Annotated in this window: 12 protein-coding genes; 1 reads left to right on the top strand and 11 read right to left on the bottom strand. The window is 44.0% G+C overall.

The annotated features are described in order from the left end of the window. Nucleotides 1-84: 84 nt before the first annotated feature. Nucleotides 85-3,888, top strand: a complete 3,804-nt coding sequence (gene metH / locus I3255_RS10050) for a methionine synthase (RefSeq protein ID WP_238038714.1) — start codon at nucleotides 85-87, stop codon at nucleotides 3,886-3,888. Nucleotides 3,889-3,987: 99 nt separating this feature from the next. Here metH and avs4 read toward each other — a convergent pair whose 3' ends face one another. From avs4 to I3255_RS10000, 11 genes are all read right to left on the bottom strand, one after another. Beyond that, a complete protein-coding gene (gene avs4 / locus I3255_RS10045; protein WP_238038713.1) occupies nucleotides 3,988-8,676 on the bottom strand; it encodes an AVAST type 4 anti-phage nuclease Avs4 in 4,689 nt (1,562 codons plus the stop codon). Nucleotides 8,677-8,828: 152 nt separating this feature from the next. Then, nucleotides 8,829-8,969, bottom strand: a complete 141-nt coding sequence (locus I3255_RS10040; RefSeq protein WP_238038712.1) for a DUF2256 domain-containing protein — start codon at nucleotides 8,967-8,969, stop codon at nucleotides 8,829-8,831. A 45-nt stretch (nucleotides 8,970-9,014) separates the two neighbouring features. Beyond that, nucleotides 9,015-9,176, bottom strand: a complete 162-nt coding sequence (locus I3255_RS10035; RefSeq protein WP_075106903.1) for a DUF2256 domain-containing protein — start codon at nucleotides 9,174-9,176, stop codon at nucleotides 9,015-9,017. A gap of 80 nt (nucleotides 9,177-9,256) precedes the next feature. After that, the gene (locus tag I3255_RS10030; protein ID WP_238038711.1) at nucleotides 9,257-15,460 is read right to left on the bottom strand and encodes a DNA repair ATPase; all 6,204 of its coding nucleotides are present in this window, start codon (nucleotides 15,458-15,460) and stop codon (nucleotides 9,257-9,259) included. Nucleotides 15,461-15,690: 230 nt separating this feature from the next. Further along, nucleotides 15,691-17,700, bottom strand: coding sequence for a hypothetical protein (locus I3255_RS10025; protein WP_238038710.1), 2,010 nt, complete (start codon nucleotides 17,698-17,700; stop codon nucleotides 15,691-15,693). 116 nt (nucleotides 17,701-17,816) lie between these two features. Then, nucleotides 17,817-18,473: an OB-fold-containig protein gene (locus tag I3255_RS10020; protein WP_238038709.1), complete on the bottom strand. Its 657-nt coding sequence runs from the start codon at nucleotides 18,471-18,473 to the stop codon at nucleotides 17,817-17,819. Nucleotides 18,474-18,655: 182 nt separating this feature from the next. After that, on the bottom strand, nucleotides 18,656-19,675 hold the full coding sequence (locus tag I3255_RS10015) for a Xaa-Pro aminopeptidase (protein ID WP_238038708.1): 1,020 nt from the start codon (nucleotides 19,673-19,675) through the stop codon (nucleotides 18,656-18,658). 156 nt (nucleotides 19,676-19,831) lie between these two features. Beyond that, nucleotides 19,832-20,320 carry an META domain-containing protein gene (locus tag I3255_RS10010; protein WP_238038707.1) on the bottom strand — a complete coding sequence of 163 codons (489 nt, stop codon included), beginning with the start codon at nucleotides 20,318-20,320 and terminating at the stop codon, nucleotides 19,832-19,834. A 458-nt stretch (nucleotides 20,321-20,778) separates the two neighbouring features. Beyond that, nucleotides 20,779-20,910 (bottom strand): hypothetical protein, encoded by a 132-nt coding sequence (locus tag I3255_RS14885; RefSeq protein WP_257785223.1) that lies wholly within the window; start codon nucleotides 20,908-20,910, stop codon nucleotides 20,779-20,781. A 173-nt stretch (nucleotides 20,911-21,083) separates the two neighbouring features. Beyond that, nucleotides 21,084-22,187, bottom strand: coding sequence for a lipase secretion chaperone (locus tag I3255_RS10005; protein ID WP_238038706.1), 1,104 nt, complete (start codon nucleotides 22,185-22,187; stop codon nucleotides 21,084-21,086). Between the two features lie 27 nt (nucleotides 22,188-22,214). Continuing rightward, nucleotides 22,215-23,291 carry a triacylglycerol lipase gene (locus I3255_RS10000; protein ID WP_238038705.1) on the bottom strand — a complete coding sequence of 359 codons (1,077 nt, stop codon included), beginning with the start codon at nucleotides 23,289-23,291 and terminating at the stop codon, nucleotides 22,215-22,217. Nucleotides 23,292-23,420 lie beyond the last annotated feature (129 nt).

Genomic DNA, 23,420 nt, shown 5'->3' with positions numbered 1-23,420 from the left:
TGACGATTTCCTTTATAAGACTTTGTACTCTATTGGTTTGTTATTCCTTCCTTTTATAATATTGACGATATAAGCAGCGCACCTATGACTCAAACGATGACCTCACCGACCTCTTCTCACTCTGATACTACTTCTGGCTCATCATCTGCTGATGACTTTATCTTGACGCCACCTGCTGTCTTTCCTTATAAGGAGCAGCAGCTGACCGCGCGCGCCCGTATCACTGAGCAGATGGCATCACGCATTTTGATGTTAGACGGTGCAATGGGTACGCAAATTCAGACCTATAAACTAGAAGAAGCAGATTATCGTGGTGAGCGTTTTGCCGACATCGACCAAGATGTGCGCGGCAATAATGATTTGCTGGTGCTAACCCAACCGCACATGATCAAAGATATTCATCACGATCATCTGTTAGCTGGTGCGGATATCATCGAGACCAATACCTTTAATGGTACGCGTCTGTCGATGGCTGACTATGACATGCAGTACTTGGTGCCTGAGCTGAATAAGACAGCAGCCAAAATTGCGCGCGAGGCGGCTGATGAATTTACCGCCAAGACGCCTGAAAAACCGCGCTTTGTCGCTGGTGTCGTTGGGCCAACCTCACGCACGTGCTCGATATCACCTGATGTCAATGATCCTGCCTTTCGTAACATTACATTTGATGAGCTGGTCCTAAACTACCGTGAAGCAACCTTATGCCTAATAGAAGGCGGCGTCGATCTTATTTTGATTGAGACGATCTTTGATACGCTCAATGCCAAGGCAGCAATATTTGCTATCACGGGTGTGTTTGAAGATATCGGCTTTGAGCTGCCTATTATGATTTCAGGAACGATCACTGATGCCTCAGGCCGTACGCTATCTGGTCAAACAGCGGAAGCATTCTACAACTCGATCCGCCATGCCAAACCACTATCTGTTGGCTTTAACTGTGCACTAGGTGCTGATGCGCTGCGTCCGCATATTCAAACGCTATCGAACATCGCTGATACTTACGTCTCTGCGCATCCAAACGCGGGTCTGCCCAATGAGTTTGGTGAATATGACGAAACCGCTGAAGAAACTGCTGCGCTGCTAGAAGGCTTTGCCAAAGCGGGAATCTTAAACATCGTTGGTGGTTGCTGTGGTACAACGCCTGAGCATATTCGTCAAATCGCTAAAATGGTGGCAAACTATGCGCCACGCGTGATTCCTGAGATTGCACCTGCCTGCCGCTTGTCTGGACTTGAGCCGTTTACTATCAATGCTGACAGTTTGTTTGTCAATGTTGGTGAGCGTACCAACGTCACAGGCTCCAAAAAATTCCTCCGTTTGATCAAGACCGAAGCCTATACCGAGGCACTCGATGTCGCGCGTGATCAGGTTGAGGGCGGCGCACAAATCGTCGATATCAATATGGACGAAGGCATGCTCGACTCCAAGCAGGCGATGATTCACTTCGTCAACCTCGTCTCAGGCGAGCCTGATATCAGCCGTGTGCCATTGATGATTGACTCGTCCAAATGGGACATCATCGAAGAAGGCCTTAAACGTACGCAAGGCAAATCTGTCGTTAACTCCATCTCGCTAAAAGAAGGGCATGCTGAGTTCGTCGAGCGCGCCAAACTGTGTATGCGCTATGGGGCCGCCGTTATCGTTATGGCGTTCGATGAAGACGGACAGGCTGACACTTACGAGCGCAAAATTGAGATATCTAAACGCAGCTATGATGTACTGGTCAATGAAGTGGGCTTCCCATCAGAAGACATTATCTTTGACCCTAATATCTTTGCGGTCGCCACGGGTATCACTGAGCATAACAACTACGGCGCGGACTTTATCAATGCCACGCGCTGGATTACGGAAAACCTACCGAATGCCATGGTCTCAGGCGGTGTGTCCAACGTCTCGTTTAGTTTCCGTGGTAACCCCATCCGTGAAGCGATCAACTCTGTGTTCCTATTTCACGCGATCAAAAATGGCCTAACCATGGGTATCGTCAATCCAGCCATGCTTGAGCTGTACGATGATATTCCAAAGGAAGCACGTGACGCCATCGAAGACGTCATGCTCAACCGCAATCAAGGCGAAACGGGTCAGGATGCTACCGAACGCCTAATGACGGTCGCTGAAAACTATCAAGACGGCGGCAAGAAGAAAGACAGCACGGTCGATATGAGTTGGCGTGAAGGCACAGTAGAAGAACGTATCGCCCATGCCCTCGTCAAGGGGGTGACCACCTTTATCGAAGAAGACACCAAAGAAGCGTGGGAGAAATATCCTAAACCGCTAGAAGTCATCGAAGGGCCACTCATGGACGGTATGAATATCGTCGGTGACCTATTCGGTGCCGGTAAGATGTTCTTACCACAGGTCGTCAAATCTGCTCGCGTCATGAAGCAATCCGTCGCATGGCTAAACCCGTATATCGAAGCGGAAAAAGTCGAAGGCGAAGTCAAAGGTAAAATTCTGATGGCAACCGTCAAAGGCGACGTGCATGATATCGGTAAAAACATCGTCGGCGTGGTACTTGGCTGTAACGGTTACGACATCGTCGATCTGGGCGTCATGGTACCGTGCGAAACCATCCTCGATACCGCTATCAAAGAAAAAGTCGATATCATCGGTCTGTCAGGGCTGATTACCCCCAGTCTCGATGAAATGGTCTATGTCGCCAAACAAATGCAAGAGCGCGGCATGACCCTACCATTGATGATTGGCGGCGCAACCACGTCAAAAGCGCATACCGCCGTCAAGGTCGAGCCGCAGTATCAAAACGATGCGGTCATCTATGTCTCGGATGCCTCGCGCTCAGTCGGTGTGGTGACCAAGCTGCTATCCAAAGAGCACCGTACTGCTCTCATCGATGAGACCCGCGAAGAGTATGTCAAAGTACGTGAGCGTCTGGCTAAGCGTCAACCAAAAGCCGCCAAGGTTACTTATGCTGAATCGGTCAAAATTGGCTTTCAGTATGATTGGGAAAACTACGTACCACCAGTGCCAAACAAGTTAGGACAAGTGATATTGGATGACTATCCAATCAACAACTTGTTGCCGTATATCGACTGGACGCCGTTCTTTATCTCTTGGGGTTTGACGGGCAAATACCCAAAAATCTTGCAAGATGACGTCGTTGGTGAAGCGGCGCGTGATCTGTTTGAAAATGCAGAAGAGCTACTACACAAAATGATTGAGGAGAAATCAATCGTAGCAAAAGGCGTGTTTAAACTCATGCCGGCTCGCCGTACTGGCGCAGACACCGTCACCGTGTATGACGATGCGCCTGCTGATGGTGGCAAACCGACCTATCAGTTCGAACACTTACGCCAACAAAGCGATAAAGCAAGCGGTAAGCCAAACCTGAGCTTGGCGGACTTTATCTCGCCATCAGACACGCATACCGATCACTTGGGCGGCTTTACCGTCTCTATCGTCGGTACAGAAGCGCTCGCTGAGCACTACAAAGCGGCAGGTGATGACTACAATGCCATTATGGTACAGGCACTGTCTGACCGCCTAGCCGAAGCCTTTGCCGAGCATCTGCATGAGCTGATCCGTAAAGACTATTGGGGCTATCAACCAACTGAGTCACTCACCAATGAGGAAATGATTAAAGAAAAATACGTCGGCATCCGCCCTGCCCCTGGCTACCCTGCCTGTCCTGAGCATACCGAAAAAGGCAAATTGTTTGACTGGCTCGGTACAGTAGAGGCAATCGGCACAACCTTGACCGAAAGCTATGCGATGTGGCCTGCGTCATCGGTCAGCGGATTCTATTACTCGCATCCTGATAGTGAGTATTTCAACGTCGGTAAAATCAGTCGTGACCAGTTAGAGAGTTATGCTGAGCGTAAAGGCTGGGATATAAAAATGGCTGAGAAGTGGTTAAATCCGAATTTGTAGGGTGGGTTTTGGCTAAAATTTTCTAGAAACTACTTGAGGCGGGATTGGTTTTGTATAGCTGATCCCGCTTTTTATCTTATAAGATTGATTAGCTCATTTTTACAAAATACTTTCTCTCAATAAATAGCCATGAACTGAGCCTCTTTCAACCATAAAATCCAAAATTGCAATTATTTTAGTTTTTAATCTAACATCTTGCTTAATTCTTTGACGATTCAAGAATATGTATTGTCGCAGATAATTCTCTAGATTGAACAAAGTATCAGATTCAACGTTTCCAAGTTTTAAATCATGATTCTTTGAAGTAATAGTATTAATCCAATCAATACCTAGATCATGGAATCTGCTAGCTACTGAATTTAAAACCTTAGCAATCGAGTACAATACTGATGGATGGTTACCTAAATCTTTAGATATATCGTCATACAGCCATAAGTTTTCTTCTGTGAAACTTTGCCATTCTTTTTGTTTTTCTCCCCACCACCTCCAAGCGAGCAGGTAGTTGATAATCAAATTTTCGAAGTCCTTGTAATATACACCTTGGTTGTATAGCTCGATAATTTTCGGGTAAAGCAACTTCCAAATATACCAAAAAACTTTGGGTTGATAGAATTCATTTTCTGACCAAATGAATCGAGCAATAAACTGCTCTGTCTCATCATTCCGTTTTAAATTGTTTATAAATGGCTCTAATAGCCTTTTAACTTTATCCTCGCTATTTCGATGTAGTGATATCGCACTGATTTTCTCAAATATACTTAATCTCAAACTATAGAGATTATTAATACCTTCAGTGTCTCTTCTATCTTTAAGCAAAATGTTTGCAACATTTCCTAGTGTTAAATTGAGTATAGCTAGATGGTTTTTTTGGATCGTATTATTCGGTAGCAATTGATAAGTTGTTTCTAAATCATCAATATTCAATTTATTTAGTTCGTTGCTGTTAAATTTCAGACTATCAAGTTGATTACCTAATCCTTTCTCTTTGCACAACTCTAAAAATTTTTCAAATATTTTTGACTTCGAAAGACCACGGTCATAAGGATAGTCTTCACTACTTTGTAATGCTTCAACAGCATCATTGTATAACGGCTTAAATATTATAAAGCCATTAACAATTTGCTCAGCAACTTGTGGACTACTATCCCATAATCCTTTTTTATGAATAGCTTCAATGGCATAGTCGCATACTCTTTTATATGCACCTATAGAACGTTTATCAAATAGTATAAATATCAGTAGTAGAGCAAACTTCTCAATGTCATCTGGATATTCCTCAATCAGTTTGGGTAAAGCGTGTGTACAAGCTTCTAAACCATCACTAATTTGATAGTCATAATTATCTAGAAATAGTCTTTGAATACCAGCGTCAATATATTCTTTACAAAAATCCTTGTCAGCTTGTGACAGTCGCTGGCTATATTCAATAATTAATTTTGAACAACTATTAAAAATGATGTTTCGATTAAGTTGTACAAAACCTTCATCTGATGACTTTCTAAGATCATCTAGCAAAGTTTTTGTTTCATCTAAGGCAAGTAAAGGGTTACTATTATACTTCTCGCAACTCTCATACTCTTTTTTAGCAAAAACATTTGACCATAAATTTAACGAAGTATATTTAAATTTTTCATTAAGTTCAGCATGAGCTTGATCACTTACCTTCTTTTGTTCTTCCGTAAGGCTAGTCTTAAAAATGATTGTGGTTTTATCTCCATATTCCTGAATTTCAGGTTTCAAATTGCGTCTATCCATTCTTGCTAATAGAATGTCTAATTTTTTGCCATCATTTTTTACTGTAGTCTTATGCTTGTCAATGATTTGAAGAACTTCTTCAATAAAATCTGAATTTTGACTCTCTGAGAAATATTCAACTCCATACAGTTGATACCTCAAACATAACTGTTCTAAATTTGTGTTTCTGTGATCTTCTTCACAGGTTTTGAGTCTCTCATCACTATAAAGCTCATCAGAAAAACTTCTTAGTCCATAGCCCATTCCATAAAGTGATTTTGCTTGGTATTCATTTACACTTCTAGTGAAGTCGCTCATAAATAAATCTATAGATCTAAATAAAATCTTTGCAACCTCGTAGAACTCATTGGGATAAGCTAATACGATACTACAAACTACAGAAGTGAGCGACGTTGAAATAGAATTTTTTATAATATGCAATAGCAATGGCTGTACAAGACTACTATCATGTTGCTTAGCTAGTAATAGCAGGAATTTCTCTAGTGACATATGTGTAGATTGAAGCAATTCTGGTACTACAGGGCTACCGAAGCCTCTATACATAGTCCATAACCCATAACTATGATATTGAATAACCTCACTACCTTTAGCATAGATTTTAACTTTTTCTACAACAGTTTTACCTGAGTCTGAATAAGCATAAGTCGTAATAGACCGATTAGTGAATCGTATAATAAAATTAATAGCGTCTAAGAAGCTGTTTGAGCATAATAACCAGTGTAAAGGTGTCTGATAGGCACTTGCAGGTGAATAACTGAAGTCATATTCCTTTAGACCATAATCAGTTTCAGAGTGCATGTTAAAACTTAATGAATGATAAACGTCTTTATCTTTCTCTGCAGTCCAATATATTTCACAAAGTTTAATAATAGAATTGGGTAGTAGCTGAATTAAGGGGGCTGCTAGATAGGACTTGTTTAGAATCGTTACGCAAAAGTCTTGATAAGGGTCACTATGCTCAACCCAAGCGTATTTAATAACTTTATCAAAAATCTCTTTTATTTCTTTTTCTATCTCACGGCATGATGCAAAAATAACTTTATAAATATTATTATCTTCATCTCGAGAATATATACGTTCTTCTTGCTCTGTCTTCTTTAAAATACTCACTGCAAGTAAACCAGCAAGCCTTGTCGTTACTCCTTTGGCGTTACTTTGACACCAATCCAATAAGATCGGTAAAACTCTATTTCTATGACTTTCAAGAACATCAAGCTGATGCTTATAGATAAAATCAATAGTCGCTTGCCAACCTCTACCTTTGGGTCTAGTATTCTGTAGCACAGACACAACGTCTTTACAGGCAACCTGTAGTAAAAATATAATACGTTTTAAAATAAAAAAGTCATTTGCTATTAGCTCATTTTTGTATATTTTAAAAAATTCAAATGAGTACTCTGACAGTAACACTGAAACCAATAGCTCATCCTTCCAAAACTGGCTAATATCACTGATAAAGACATTATTAATGAACCTTTTGATATTAGTATCTTCTTCTATCAATTTCTGAGATAGCCAAAGTCTAAAAGCTCTTCTAATTGCTAGCGAATTACCTAGCTCTCTAAAAAAATCCTCAATATTTACGTGGTTCTGATAAGCCTTGTTTGTGATATGGTTTAATGCCCACTCTTCGTATATATCATGAGTAATGAAATATCCGTCGTGTTGCTCATCATAGGCTATGATGTCATCTATTTTTAGTTGGTATAGTGCATCCTGAGGAAGGCTATCACCAGTTATATAGAAACGATTAGTGTCAGCGCGCTGCTTTGCAATTTTTTCTAAACATCGACCTCTCTTAATATGAATATTGTCCTTTTTAATAGGGCTATTTTGAATTTTCTTTTTCCAAAGTAAGTCTATAAAACTAGCAAAATCGCTGATAGCTTCTGTACTCTGGTAATGATTAATATACTCATTAAGGTAAAATAAATTTCTCAGCCTATCCTTAAAGCTGTCATTATTAGGTAGAACGACTTCAAACTCATCAGATATTTCAATCAGCTTCTTGTCTGACAATAACTCAACTTCTAAAATATTACATTGTAGCTGGTAGCTTTCATTTATATGGAAATGTAAGTCATCTAAATAAGAGCTTCGTGTAGTGAAAACTATTGTCCAACCATGTGTTATGAGACTGTTAACTAAATCATGTAATATGTTTTGATTGCTTAAGTCTGCTAACTTTTCTGCGGAATCAATTATAAATAATTTAGTAGTTTCATTTTCGTAGGTACTGAAGAAGTCAGCAGATGAAAAGTTGTGTTCAAAGCGAAATAAATCACTAACATGGTTAACGTTTAATTCTGTAGCTTTGAATATGCATATAGGGATATCGAATAAATACTGCTGATAGAACTCTTTAAGAATAGCCGTTTTACCACTACCACCTTCACCAGACAAGATAATATGCTCATCTCTCAGTGCAAGCTCCTTAATTTCCGAAATATAGCCTTGTCGCTCAATCTTTATCTGTTGCTGATTTACGTTGATTTCGGTACGAATGGCATTTAAGATTCTAGTGTTATGAGCAAAAACACTGTCACGCAACTTATCTAAAGTTGGATCTAGGTTGAAAAACAGGTCATGAATATACTTATGCTTTGGTAAAGCTAGTTGAAGTTCAAAATGACTAGGTACACGCCACTCAAGTGAAATACCGAGCTTTACACATGCTTCATCTATCTCAACTTCATAACTGGCTTTTTTGGTTTCCTTCAAAGAACTTTCTGAAAGCTCCTTATTCACATAGAAATGAATAACACCTAATTTAGGGTTCTTACTTTTCGCTTTTGTGATAGCTTCGATAATTTCTTTTTTTCTATCACTAATAGATACTTCATAATATTTGGCTGAGAAGCCATAAACCACATCATCTTTTCTGAGTGGCTCAGTTTCAATTCCTGTTTGATTTCTATATCTGAATAATCCAATGTTATTGTTAAACTCGGAACAAAATAGAAGGTATGACATCTGTTCAAATGCCCATTGCTCTTTGTTTTCATTTTTGATGGCAAATTTATTCCAGTTCATATCAACCCTTATAAGATGTAGCCTTCTCAAAATAAATTAATGAATGATATCTCTGCCATAACAAACTATCTAACCCTCAATTTCAATTAATAACAACCTAAATAATTCCAACTATAGCTCTTGAGCTGTACCAGACTACGTTTAATGTGAGCTTATTTACCCTTCCCACGCCGACGCCGCTCAGAACAATACACCACCTGCTCCCAGTCTTTCTCCCACTTCTTGCGCCACGTAAATGGGCGCTGGCAGACGGGGCAGGTTTTTTGCGGTAAGTTTACTTTTTTATGTGCCATTATTTGCTCCCCTCTACTTTTGACTATTTGCGTTGTGGTCAAATCTTACTTTTGGTGCTCTACGCCCTCATACTTCTTAATTCGTCGGCATTGGTCTGAGCAATACACCATACTCTCCCAGTTTTTATCCAGCTTTTTAGTCCAACTAAACTCACGCTCGCAGACGGGACAGAGTTTTTTTCGGACGTTCTTCTTTTTGTGCGCCATACATTTCTCATTGGTTTGTTTACGACATCAGTCACGTGTCACTATAGCCTACTACGTATCATTGCTATTAGTCATAGTTACTAGTCATAATCGTCAAATATTTTATTTAGGCGATTGAGACTGTTGACGATCAGCTTACCAGATTGATCAGTACTGCTATCAATCGCGAGCTTCTCATCCATGCGCATTGTCAGTGGTGCCAGCGCCTGCTTGAGGGCGTTCGCCATCAGTGTGGTCTGCTCATGGATATCAAGCGTATCGCTATCTACGGCCTTACTCTCATCATTTTTAATTAGGCTTTCAGCTAAGCTACGAGATAAGCTATCTGCCATATTGTGTGCCAGTTGCTCCACGGCATCGACCAGCTGCACCATCAGGGCTTTTTGCACATCTTGGTTTTGCTTGAGGTACTCGCCTTCTGCTTTGTGATCGTGCTTATATATTTGCAGCAATTGGCTCACGCTTTTCTCAAAGCCATTATCGATGCTATCGCTGACGACTTTGGCATTATTGATCACGCTATCGGCGAGGATTTTTTGTGAGGCTAGCTGCGCTTCCATCTGAGTCTCTAACTGAGCCTTACGCTCTGCTTCTCGCAAGCGGGCGATTTGCTCTGGATCATTTTTGGTTAAGTACGTCTCAAACTGACGACTGATGGCATTGAAGCCACTCGCTAAGTCGACCAACTGCGCGACGATACGCGCGCCCGTATCGCCATCCTCGCCGCCCATGGCTTTGTTACGTAAGAAGTCGGCTTTGATCTGCGCCCAACGTTCTTTTTCTGCATCGGTTAAAGTACCGCGCATCTCGCCAAGCTTGAGCAAGTTGCTCTCTGCGCCTTGGGTCAATAACTGCGACTCGCCCAGATAGTGATCGTCTATCAGCTGGTTTAGCTCATTCTCATTCATGACCGCTGACAGCTTTTCGGTCATCTTATTCATATTACGATAACTGCCTTGTAGCTTAAATATCGGCTCGACACGATATTTATCATCTTGCGAGGCGGAGGCGATATAGGCTTGGTTGACGTCCAAAATGACTGCTTGCACGGCAAACATATGACGCAAGATAGCAACAATTTCATTAATCTCTGAGGTGCTATATGGATAGGTTAGATCGCTGCTTTGCGCTTGGGCAAGGTTGGCGTTGTCTGTTTTAGCCATTTTAATCAAACGATGCACATCGCTTAAATCGCGGTTGGCCAGTGGCGCGAGGACACTATTAGAAGTCAGGGAGTTTTCGATATAGCTAAGGGCAAAGATGTCCTCCATACCGCTCATGATATCGCCTAAGTTGTAGATATCAGCACGGTTGGCGAGCATATCAGGCACTTTGAAGGCTTCGCCGCTCTCGGTATAGGGGTTACCCGCCATGACCACACAGAACTTTTTGCCGCGCATGTCATAGGTTTTGGTCTTGCCTTGCCAGACACCATCGATACGGCGCGTGCCGTCGCCCAATGAGATAAATTTCTGCAGAAACTCCGCGTGGGTATGCTGAATATCATCGAGATACAGCATGACGTTATTGCCCATCTCAAAGGCTAAGTTGATTTTATTCAGCTCTTCCCTTGCCGTGGCATTGGGGGCTTTTTCGGGATCTAATGAGGTGACATCATGACCGAGTGATGGACAGTTAATCTTCATAAAGATTAGGCCGAGACGATTGGCCACGTACTCCATCAAGGTGGTCTTACCATACCCTGGTGGCGATATCATCATGAGTATACCCATCAAGTCCGTCCGCTTATCCTCACCGACCGTGCCCATCTGTTTGGCGAGGTTGTCGCCGATAAGCGGCAGGTAGCTCTCGTTAATCAGGCGGTTACGCACAAATGAGGACAAGGGACGCGGCATAAACTCTTCCAGTCGCAAGGTTTCTTTTGACGCGTGTAATATCTCTGAGCGCATGGCGAGATAGCGCCTATACGCTGGAATCACTTGGGTATCATGATGATGCAAACGATTTAAAAAGTCATCAACGGCAAAGGTTAGGCTCTGCTGATGAATACGTGAATGCTCACCCAATAAACCGTTAACCTGTATTTCAAGCGATACCTTACCCGTGTGACGCGCAAAGCTTTGCACTTGATTGAGCGGATTGTTGATGCTGGTCAGTGACGTCGATGATGACGCTTGAGTTGAAGAGAACGATAAGGTGGAAGCGACATTAGCTGTGCCTTTACTTGCGCCGCTTTTATCAAAACTCGCGCCCGAATCAATCAGACGCTGCACCAAAGCTTCACGCTGCGCGTCATTTAGTTGAGTGAGTAATACAGCAATCGCTTCAGGCACATAATGACGACCGCTCTCTAGTTGCTGCTGGCGTAGTGCGTCTTTTTCTTGACGTTCAGCCAGCTGCGTTTCACTGAGCCCTTCACCTGCCTCATTCAGGCCATCATCTGCTGCGTTAGCCGACTCACTATTACCGTAAGTCTTATCAAGCAGTGCATGAAACCATGTTGCTAACAGCTCATAGGCTGATTTTGGTTGGAAGCCAAGCTTACCGATTGAGGACTGTAGCTGCGCAAAACTGGCATTACTTTGCGTACTGACGGGTGAGCTACTCAGCGTTTGGCTCAACTGCTCACACAGCTGCTCGGCCTGCCTACTGGTTTGCCAGTTCACTACGTTATATGCGGCGGCATTTGGTTCTGCTGACTGACCCATGACGCTGACTAAGTATTCGCAAGCCAGCTGCACGTAGCTAGGTTTAAAGATATTGGTATTATGAACATCGCTGGTCGTTGAATCTGGTTCTGAATCCAATGCGGCATCTGATGGCTGCTTAGCATCATTACTACTGCCAATACGCTCGTCACGATAGGCCGCGACAAAACGGTGCATCACTTGGCTCATGTCCTCGACCAGTAAGGATTTGGCAGTGTCACTGCCGAGGGCACGGCGTAGCTGCTCGGCGGTAGCGGCTCTATCTGTCCAGTTATTTGCGCGGGTCAGTACTGATTCATTCAACCAATTGTCATAGCCAAATTGACGTAAGCTGTCTAGCCCCAATGCTTTCACAATGCTTAGTTGCCAATAAAATAATTGCGCCAATGCACGGACTTGCGGGGTATAAATCAGTAGCCCGGCCTCACGTAATGTTGGCAGTATTTTCATCAACAGCAACGTGGCATCATGATCATGAATACCCTTGTCATAACCGAGCTGATAACGCGGGGTCGCGTAGGCTTTGACCAGCTTTGCCAGCGGACTGTTATTATCGATGTCACCATTGATATCTAACGTAATGACGGTTTCGTCGTAGGCTTGGTATAGACGGGTCTCTGTCAGACCATCTTGACTGTTTTTGGCGCTCTCGATAATACTATAGGCCAAGTACTCGGCGCGGTATACCTTGTCAGATTCGGAGGCGATATTCATCTCCCAATACGGACGCAAAGCATTTAATTCAGCGTTATTGAGCACTTCGTAATAGTCGGTACCTGTCAGATGCAAATTGAGCACGCGCGTGCCATCGGACTGCTGACGACTGAGTAAGGTTAAGTCTAGCGGTTGGGTGTTGACTGAAAAACGATGCTTGCCCAGCTTGATGATCTGACCGCCATCTTCAAACAAGTCGGATTTGTCTTTTAAGCTTTTATAACTTTCGATTTGAATGGCTTTTAGGCGCGCATCAATGTCATCGGCTTTGACGCTAAAGCCCATCGCTTGTAGCTCTTTTGCGATGTTTCGGACTTTTTGTACCAGACCATCGGAGGCAAAGTACGTATTGAGCGCTTCTTCTTCGGTAAAGCCCGTGACACCTGTGCTTTGCGTGCGCTTCTTGATACTCTCAAGCATTCGCAGCGCGCCATCGCCTAGGTTTTGCGCTTTGCGATTGCGGGCATCGAGCAGTTGCTGCTTATGATTTTCAAAGGTCTCGTAAATCTCTTCACGTTTGCTGATGATATCGGCTAAAAACTGATCGCCGCTATTGGTCTCAGGATCCGCGAACTGGCTTTCAAGCTCCTCTAACTGTACTAGCAGCTTTGCCATTTGCTCATCTGATTTCTCAGGCGTATTGGCAATGGATAACGCGTTGGCAATGGACTGACCAAACAGCTTAAACTGCGCACCAAATTGCGCCACGGCCTCCGCTAACCCTAGATTTTTGCGTTTATGATTGAGCTTGGCTTTGCTTTGGTTCAGGCTGGCATAAATGGTCGATATGTCATCGATAATTTGCGTACGCACGGTGGCGTCAGCAACATCCAACGTACCGAGCAGCTCGGTCAACAAGTCTAACCCTTGCGCCGTATCGTCAATTTTATCGAGCACTGGCTTTAATTCAGCATTGGTTTCCGCCGTGTTTAAGCGCTCACTGACATCGACTAATATTCCTTCGTAACTTGATAGTGCTTTATCACCGCTTAAAAACAGTACGGTTTTTTCGGCAAGATCGCTTTCCGCTTCTTCTAGCTGCGCCTGCAATGCTTCTAATTTATTACTGTCTAAATAACGCAAATCCTCCAAGCTGACCAAGCGACCCTTTTGTCGTCTTAATGCAGACAGCTGATCGACATAGTCGCTTGCAGACTCAAACGTCGTGACCCGTATCTGCCGCAAAATCTCATTTTGCTGAGATTCGGCATCGGCAAGCGCGGTTTGGGTTTGCTTTTGGATACTTTGAACTTTAGCAAACTCATCAATGACCAGCTCAGCCGTCGCTGTCACTTCTTTAATACTACTGGCGACGTCGCCCAGCTCTGGCTCAGACAGCCAATAGTAGCTATCAAAGAGGCGACTGGTATTGTCTGACAGCTCTTCATAGAGTTTTTGCGACACGCTTTGGTTATCAATCAAGCGGGTAATGCTATAAAGATCAGAGATGCCGCGTACCAGCTCTTTGTTGCCGATTTTTCCATAGAAGCTGGTGCTCTCAGGCAATTCGCTCACATATTCAGGGGAGGCATAAGGGGTGTGCCATATCTGCATCGGGTGAATGCGCGACGGCTCACTTTGGTCACTAAACAGCACCAAGCGACCGTTGTCTGCCAGCGCCATACCATTACAATAAATCGGATTTGCCAGTTGTTTTTTGATCAGGTTATAAGGAAACAGCCCCGTGATACCCAGCTCTCTGTCATAAAATAAGAAGAGAACGTCTTCGCCATTGGTCGAGATGATCTTGCGCTTAAACTTTAGGTTTTTGGCACCGACACTATTGGCATCGAACAGCTTATATTCGCCCGTTTGCAGATAATAGCCACCCGGAAATATAATGCCGTGATCTTCGGGCAACTGTACACAGGACTGACCAATCGCATCCAAACGCAGCACCGCTTCGGTCAAAGTGTTATAAACGAAGTAACGATAACTGTCCTCACGATAAGGCAATATTTTAAGGAGGATTAAGCTACCGACCTTGGCATAGGCAATCTCAGCATCGGTCAGCGACTGAGTGCGGTCGTTGACAGGTTCGCTATAGATACCCTGCCCTGACTGCGTATTGTCTTCAATCTTAATGGTCAAATCGCCGCCGACCGTTTCCACAAATATCGTGTCCAAGATATTCATGTGCGGATACTTACCATTGACCATCTGATCGCGCGTGGTCTCGATCCAATCAAAATCATAGGCAGGCGGCAACTCGATGTCACGCTCGCCGCGATTGTCCACGTAGGCGACTTGGGCCGACTCTGGTGTGCCTTGACTAAAGTCTAACGCAAAACGAAACACCCGAATATCGGTGATACGCTCACCGATCTGAAAGGCTAATAGCAGCTTGCTGTCTTTCACGGTTAGCTGAATCAGGCGTGTTTGCTTGTAATAACGATAGAGCTCATTGAAGTCTTGTACAAAGGCATCTTGATCTAAAAACGTCCCTTTTAAATCGACCTCTTCGAGCTGATACTCTTGCTCCGCACTATCACCACTACTACTCTGCGGACTCTCATCGCTTTCATTTTTATCAGTAGGATCTATCAAGCGATATAGCGACAGTACATCCTTAACATTGCTGGCACGCTTTAGCCCCATAAACACATTGTAGCCAAACAGCAGATAGTCGCCAACTTGCACCATATCCTGCGCCACACAGTTATGCTCGGTACGGATGCGCGTGCGGGCAATGACCTGCATCTGGGTGCTACCAAATTCCGTCAGGCGTGCAGCATTTAGTTTGGCGGTCAGTTGCTCTAGACGACTGCCCTGCTCTGTTAGGCGTTTTTTGATGAGCTCATAAGCATTACCGGAGGCCACTGCCTGATCGGTTTGAGTTGCTTGGTTCGCGTTAGGATCACTTTTGCTATCTGAATTGGTTGGGTTTTGCGTGTCCGCCATCGTTGCTCGTCCATTTTTATATTTTGGCAATAAGAAATCATTGAAGGTAAAGAAGCACTTGGCTAATCTAAAAAAACGCGTCATCAGGGCAGATTTTTTAGATTAGCCAACTCATCATAAATAATAAGTTGGCTATCGCACTTTAAGACAGCGCGCGTGGGTCATAGCACGCTGCGTCCTAGATGGCAGCGCGCTTATAAATACTGATATGTATACCAGTCGCACATCATTTAAGCGGTTCTGTCATCATTTGACTGGTTCGCTTTCATGGCTTGATTGGCCATGACGCCGTTGATGATACCGCTTAACGTGTCTGACTTACCCGCTAGGCCATCAATGGCTTTACCGATCGACAATGATTTGGCAAAGTTATCAAAGAAGTGCGCTTCACCGCCGACAATATCGATTTTGGCTTTTTGGAGCGCCACTGCCAAGACTTCGGCGTTTTCTTTGGCAATCTCTTTACCCGCATCAATAGACGCCAAGGCTTCTTGTAGCGCGGTCTCAAGTCCCATGCGGAATTCTTCGTGCTCACGTGCCTCTTTGCTCATGCTACCCATGGCATTGAACTTCTCGACCAGACCATCTGCTTCGGCTTGGAAGTGCGCGCGAGTGACTTCGGCTTTTGCTAGTCCGACAACACGCTCTGCCTTGGCATTTGACTCACCGCGAGCAGCGATAACTTCAGCATTGGCCATACCGACATCACGTTCGGCTTTGGCGTTAGATTCACCGCGAGCGGCGATAACTTCGGCTTCAGCCATGCCTTTTTCACGGTCTGTTTGAGCCTGAGCCTGTCCCGTCGCCTTGATGACATTGGCTCTCGCAATGCCTTCTTTTTCAAGCGACACTGACTTGGCTTCTTGGATTGCCGCTTCAGCAAAGCCATGCGCTGACTCTTCTGCTTTGATACCTTCTGCCATTTTGATTTTTGCTTCTGCATCTTTCGCAGAGGCTTCCAGCTTGGCGTTAGCCAACGTGGTAATCTCGACAGCTTTGTGCTTGGCGGATAGCTCTTCTGCTTCTGCTTTTTTCACCTGACGTACTTTAAGCTCTTCAGCATCCGCTTCGGCAGCCAGTACGCGCGTTTGCTTAGAGCGCTCCGCTTCACTGACTTCGCGAACCTCTTTGATGCGCTCTTCTTCTTGCGCCACGGTTTTGTCGACCGCGATACGCTCACGAATGACGTTGGCGATTTCCTTTTTCTCAAGCTCAATGGCGCGCTCAGCTTCGATACGCTGCAAGTCAACTTCACGCTCACGCGAGACGATTTCTAGATCACGAGCACGCGTGACTTTTTCTTCTTCGATGACTACGGCACGTAAGCGGTTCTGACCCGCCACTTCGATTTCGCGTTGCTGGTTCTCACGCTGAATCGCCAAATCTTGCTCTACCATGATGATGGCGGTTTCTGACTTTTTGCGCTCTTCTTCTTCAATTTTGCGTGTCTCAGCCGTTTCACGAGCAATCACTGATGCGATTTCACGCTTTTGCTTGGCTTCGGCATCGGCTTGTTGACGCTCAAGCTCCAGCATCGCCTCTCGGGTTTCGACGTTCTTTTTCTTAACCGCCAGCTCTTCGTCACGCTCAAGCTCATTGGTAATGACGTTTTGAAACGCTGTTAGCTGAGTGATCTTTTTGATACCTTCAGCATCTAGGATGTTGCTTGAGTCTAGCGATACTTTTGGCGTTTGCTCTAGATAGTCAATCGCCACATCTTCTAGGACATAACCGTTCAGATCGTTACCGATTTCTTGGACGATACTGTCACGGAACTGACTGCGGTTTTCGAACAGTTTGACGAAATCAATCTGCTTACCGACCGTTTTTAGCGCTTCTGAAAACTTGGCATTGAATAGCTCATTGACCGCCGCTTTATCAGACGCTCTCTCTACGCCAACCGATTTGGCGACTTTGAGTACATCTTCTTCAGTCTCATTTACTCGTAGATAGAATGCGACTGTGATATCCGCACGCATATTGTCCGCGCAAATCAGACCTTCTTTGCCGCGTCTGTCCACCTCTAAGGTGATCAGCGAGATTTTCATCAGCTCTTTTTTGTTAATAACTGGCCAAACAAAACCACCATCAAAGCGTACGGCGATTTTACTCACGCCGTTGATAATAAGTGCTTTGCCCTGCTCAACCTTGACGTAAAAGGCTTTGAGCATCAAAAGCGCAACCATCATAAAAACAAACGCCAGCACCACAACCACGCCGACGATAATGAGTATATCCATATCCATTCCTTTAATTAAAACATTCCAAGCGAATTTAAAATCCTTACTATATTTACTAAATACTTATTTTTTATATTATTGAGCCATCGTTCACTGACTAATATCATTGATGAGCATTATTTGTCTTTAACAGGTGTTACGCGGTAAGTGTTGGTGTCCTCTAAATACTCTACCAACATCACTTTATCGCCTTGTTTTAGCTGATTGTCACTCATATCTGATCGAATCTTGAGTATCAAGCCTGCGCCGCCATCATTGAGCGCAGCTTCGCCATGCTTGTCGGTCACACTGAGCGTGCGTACCACAGCGATTTTGCCCACATTACTAGATGAGTTGCGCTTGGGAATTTTGGCGATATTTTTGCGGATGGGAGAGATAATAAGACCAGTCAACCACATGGACACAACCAAGACAAAAATGAGTGCCCCTGTACCGAATAAATAATACAGAATGCCTGAGTCAACGTTTTGGTGTAAAAAGCTGGTGTACAGATAGCTTAGCAGCCAACCGATCAAACTAATTAAGCTGAGTATGATAATGAGAGGAACGCCATAAAGGCCAAACTTGAGCATCAATCCTGTGAAAAATCCGGTTGACGATAAGTTGGAGACATCCACATCACCGCCTGCGTCACCAAGATCGACGCTGTCCATATCTGTCATACCAAGCAGTGATACGACCCAATATAAGGTGACAAACATCACAAGCCCCGTAAAAATAATCGTGGGATACAAACTGATTTTAGTGATAAATACTAAAAAAGCTTCTTGCATGACACCTCTTCTCCTTTTACTCACTTAATCTAGTATCTTAATGACTCAGTTACATAGCTTGGTATGACATGAATGAGGATTGCTCGACTTGATGCCGTTATATTTCTATTTTCAGAATCAACTTATGTTTCTTTATTAATGATTATATATACATTTCATTACATAATATATAGCTATGGCTGTTAACGACCCCATATCGGTGAGCGCACGACGCCACCATTTTGGCTATTGATGGCATAACTTGTGTTCCCCAAGAGCGAATGAATAACCAAATCGCCACCTCTTTGACTTCCTAAACTTTGACCGCCTACTTGCCCGCTGATTTTTGAAAAACGCATTGGGTAGATCGCATAATTTCCAGAAGGAGATAGACGTGCCGGTTCATCGAGTCCAGTTTCGGCCAGATTGAGCACTTGTCCAGTCGCCAGTGTCATGACAGCTGCCTTGCGGCCATTTAGGTAAGCCATGCGCTGACCATCTACACTGAGCTGAGGACTAGCGACATAGCCATTTGTCGGCACCGGTACGGCATTACCAGTTGCAAATTGATAGCGATAGATACGTGGACGGCCTGCACGGACTTTGTCACTGGTATAGACAAAGCTTTTTCCGTCAGCTGCATAGCTGGGCTGTACCTCAGTACTTAGTAGTGTCGTTAATTGCTCAGTCTTTCCATCACTTAAGCGCATCTCATAGATGTCAGCATTACCGCCGACGGTCGAGCTATAGAGCAGATATTGACCGTCAGGTGAAAATGACGCTGACATATTGCTGCCTTCAGTATTGACGACTAGATTGCGCGTTTTGCTGCTGCGGTCGTAAATATATATTTTAGGATGCTCGCGCGGGGCTTGTTTACTATAAGCAAGCAGTTGCCCATCAGCTGACCAAGCTGGCGCATAGATATAGCCTGTGATCTGATCGATGAGCTGACGATCACTGCCATCAGGACGGATGCTATAGAGTGTCGATACTTTTGCGCTCCCTGACCCTTGCTCTTCCACATAAGCAATGTGTCCTTGACGATCAACGGCAGGCATAGCGGCGGTCAGTGGATTGCTATCCACTGTACTGGTCGGCTTTTTCATTTCAGCACTCGGCAGTGTCTTACAGCCAGTGAGAGCCACCAATATAGCGATCGTCGTCGCCCCTTTTATCGTGATGTTATTCGTGGTTGGTTTTGACATAATGGTTTTAAACATAAAGTGGTATCCAATAAAATCGCTAAGGTATGACAGCAGCATCACTCTAGTGTAGCGCAAAATCCGACAAACTTTAGACGAAAAAAAGCCCCACATATTAGTGAGGCCTTATCAAATCTAACCAGCGTATTTATATCGTTCTAATACATCGCTAGCTTATTTAGAGACAGCTTTAAAGTAAGCCACTTGATTGTCATTTTTGATGGTCAATACAGGAACATTTTTGGCATTTTTACTGAGGCTATATTTGCCTTGTACCGTTGCTAGGGTCGCTGTGTCAAAGCTGGCTTGCTGCTCAGGACAGGCCATCATTGTGCTGATGCCGTTTTTGATCTGCACATCACCATTGACGACACTATAGCCCGCACTCATATTGTTGCACGTGTTCATAAATGCCACGTAGTTTCTACCATTGTCGTTCATGAAGCTTAACGTCAAAGGCTTGGCTGGATCAAAGAACAGCTGAGATACCTGTTCCCCGTTGCTACGTTTGGCATCAACCAACTGCCAATTGTGCGCTTGTAACGCCTCTACAGTGACGGGCTGACTGGCTGGTGCAGGCAAAGTAGCCGTTGTCTGGCAACCAGCGGCAAGAGCACTAACTGAAAGAGTAGCTGCCATCATCACTTTCGTCATATTTTTCATATACATTCCTTTTTTATTGAATCCAAAAATCTTGCCGAGCATAAGGTTGTACTTGACGCAAGACCCACAAAGCGCATTCAGAATTTTGATTCATTATGGTTAATAGTCTTACTCACTGTTTCAGACAGTAGCGATATTTTGTCTGACTCACCAGTGACTGTCATTATCAATTGAGTAATCACTTGGCGGATATTTTTTGCCTTATACATCCTACTAACTACTAACTACTAACTACTAACTACTGATATTTACTATCGATGCTATTTTTCAACGATGGTGTTACTTTTCTTGATGAGGTTTTATTTAAACCTTCTCTTGGCAGATGTCAGCTGATACGAAAACACCCCACTAAATAGTGAGGTGTTTTTATCATGCGACTATCGCATCTGATGACTGATATCGTTTATCGAAACCTTGAGTAATACATATAGGTCTCAGTACACGTATTAGCGGCTAGCTTAGATCACATCTGTACCAGTAATGTTTGGCTCTTCAGTGGCGGGCGCTGTCATACTTGACATCGATTGGCACCCGACGAGTACCGTTACCATGACAATACCTGTCATCAATGCTTTGGTTAAGTTTTTCATATTAGCTCCTAGAATCGTTTTAATAGACTGTTGGTTCAATTGAAAGATTACTACCATTGTACTAAAGCTACAGATAGCGGGCTATACTTCTCCCAATGACCATAGCTTATTCACACTTTTAGCATACCTATCTCTTACATTGCTGTAAGTTAATTAATGTTAATGAAATACGCTTACTGAGTCTTGGTTTCCTGCAACGCTGCATAACCAGACAAACGCTTACGCTCAGCGTCATCAAATAGTTGCTGCTCAAGTTGGTCTATCTGAATTTGCACCTCTGCTGAATTGGTATTTTGGCTCAATAGCTGCTCCTTTTGCTTCTGATACTGAATGAAACGCTGATCAAAATTGGCATCTTCTTGATCGACTTGTGCCAGTCTCTCTGCCGCTGGTGCACCTACTAGCTCTCGGCGCATATTGTATAGCGCTTCAGGGCTGGCACCTGCCGCTTTCATCTGTTCAGTACGAACCATAAGCTCACCAAGATTGGCCTGCTGCATGATATTGGTTTTGATAGCACTGTCTGGCAAGCGACTAATATAGTCTTGTCTGGCGGCTTGTTTTTGTGCCTCGCTCATTTGCTCGTTTTGGTTGATTCTGACCATCTCCATACTATAGTCATCATAACTATCGCTAGCACCAAAGAATGCCTCTATGGTGGCTTTATCAAAATACTGTTGACGTAAGTTAGCCACATCCTGCTTTTGCTGAGCAACTGCATTCAAATCTAGCTCACCATTTTTGGTCGCTTGCAATTGCAGATTACCATAACGCTTTTCTATCTCAGGCAGTGCTTTGAGATACGCCACATACTTGCCAAAGATAGCGACCGCTTGACTGGCAGCAGGCTCTGGCGTGTGGTGGCGAATATAACTCTCGACACGCGCAAAAATAACGGCTTCGTCCTCTTCTCCTATTGCTGATAAAAAATAATCGAATAAACGCCGTAGACCTTCAGTGACGACCAACTGCTTGTTTTCATCAATGATGATTTCGCCGTCCACTTGCGTGCCTTTTAATGAGCGCGGCAAACGCTCCAACCCAGTGACAAATGCAGACTGGTTTTGGGCTGAAGCAGTTTGTTCTATTTGCTCACTATTTAGCGCAGTGGATAGCGTACTCTCAGAGGTATCCGTAGATGCACTGGATGCTGATTGTGCTGTCTCCATACGTTGACTATCTGGCTTAAACCACATAATCACCGCCGCAGCGATGGCAATGATGACCACGGCGATGATAGCGATTGGTAAATAGGCTGGGCGGCGATTATTCGACATAGATAAGAGTTCTTTTTACAAGTCAGCTTAAAGGTTAGCGTTTTTCAGACGATTAACCTGAGTACGATAGATAGATTTTGGCTCAGACTCGCCCCATGCCGTCAGACCTAATACTTGGTCTGCTGAATCCAAATGGTTCATGATGTAATTATCACGAATCACATAACCAAGTCGACTCGAGCAGGCAGAAACCAGACCATCATTTGACTCGAATAAAAACGGTACGCTTGTTGCTGCGAGTAGATAATCACTAGGGTCAAGGGCGCTCGTGACTTGTCCAACGCCACTAAATGAATAGTATTTGATACCATTGGCGGCAGTACTGGTCGGCTGACCACAGTAGCTCTTTGGCATTGCTGCTGGGAATTTGGCATTGAACTTGGCAGCACCACTGGTCGATAGCGCCATGAGCGCCTGCCAGCCATCTTGCTCTTGTATCTGCTTAAAACTGATACCTGACCCAACATCGGTAAAACCGCCAATCAGGTTAAATACGCCTGACACTAGCTCTGTGGTGACGTTTGACGGCGTACCTGTATTGTTATTTGGCTCAAGGACGTTTTTGACAAAATCGGCGGTTTTGGAACCCTGCTCTGGGCTTGATACTGCTGTAACTGATGCGACGTATTTTGGCGCGACACCAGCGACATAACGAATATCGATACCGCCTTGGCTGTGCCCAAATAAATTGACTTTAGGATCGCCTGAGATAGCAGTGATGGTTTTTACCTGTTGTAACAGCTGCTCACCGCGCACTTCGCTATTATTAACCGCTGATGTTTTGGTGGTGTATACCTCTGAGCCACCTTTCATTAATTCCTGAGGAATTCCGTTGAAATAATCTAAAACCCCAAACAGCTTGGTGAAGCCGCCAAGTCCATGCGCCATGACCACTGGATACTGAGTTTTGGTATAATTAGAGGTAAAATATTTGCTGTCGACTAGCGTACAGCCATTGGCATTGGCACAATTATAGTATTGGCCTGCTGCTTGAGCAGAGGTGGTTTGCATTGTCATTAACAGGACACCAGTACTGATAGAACCCAGTATTGGTAAAAATGCTTTTGGCGTGAGCGCGGCGCGAATAGATGAGGAAAGCGTCATAACAACATCCTTGTTATCATTAATTGTGATTATCTTTACCTCATAATATCGGCAAAGATGGCAGCTAATCCCTTTAGCATGCAAAATTACATTACTTATATATTCTGCAAGATTCAACTAAATTGTCAA

Origin of the sequence: Psychrobacter sp. Ps6, assembly GCF_022129235.1 — a bacterium.
In the GTDB taxonomy this organism is placed as follows: Bacteria; Pseudomonadota; Gammaproteobacteria; order Pseudomonadales; family Moraxellaceae; genus Psychrobacter.
This window is presented reverse-complemented; position numbering and strand designations above follow the sequence as displayed.

Coding starts and splice junctions, on each gene's coding strand:
- metH (WP_238038714.1), top strand. CDS start 85: ATGACTCAAACGATGACCTCACCGACCTCTTCTCACTCTGATACTACT.
- avs4 (WP_238038713.1), bottom strand. CDS start 8,676: ATGAACTGGAATAAATTTGCCATCAAAAATGAAAACAAAGAGCAATGG.
- I3255_RS10040 (WP_238038712.1), bottom strand. CDS start 8,969: ATGGCACATAAAAAAGTAAACTTACCGCAAAAAACCTGCCCCGTCTGC.
- I3255_RS10035 (WP_075106903.1), bottom strand. CDS start 9,176: ATGGCGCACAAAAAGAAGAACGTCCGAAAAAAACTCTGTCCCGTCTGC.
- I3255_RS10030 (WP_238038711.1), bottom strand. CDS start 15,460: ATGGCGGACACGCAAAACCCAACCAATTCAGATAGCAAAAGTGATCCT.
- I3255_RS10025 (WP_238038710.1), bottom strand. CDS start 17,700: ATGGATATACTCATTATCGTCGGCGTGGTTGTGGTGCTGGCGTTTGTT.
- I3255_RS10020 (WP_238038709.1), bottom strand. CDS start 18,473: ATGCAAGAAGCTTTTTTAGTATTTATCACTAAAATCAGTTTGTATCCC.
- I3255_RS10015 (WP_238038708.1), bottom strand. CDS start 19,675: ATGTTTAAAACCATTATGTCAAAACCAACCACGAATAACATCACGATA.
- I3255_RS10010 (WP_238038707.1), bottom strand. CDS start 20,320: ATGAAAAATATGACGAAAGTGATGATGGCAGCTACTCTTTCAGTTAGT.
- I3255_RS14885 (WP_257785223.1), bottom strand. CDS start 20,910: ATGAAAAACTTAACCAAAGCATTGATGACAGGTATTGTCATGGTAACG.
- I3255_RS10005 (WP_238038706.1), bottom strand. CDS start 22,187: ATGTCGAATAATCGCCGCCCAGCCTATTTACCAATCGCTATCATCGCC.
- I3255_RS10000 (WP_238038705.1), bottom strand. CDS start 23,291: ATGACGCTTTCCTCATCTATTCGCGCCGCGCTCACGCCAAAAGCATTT.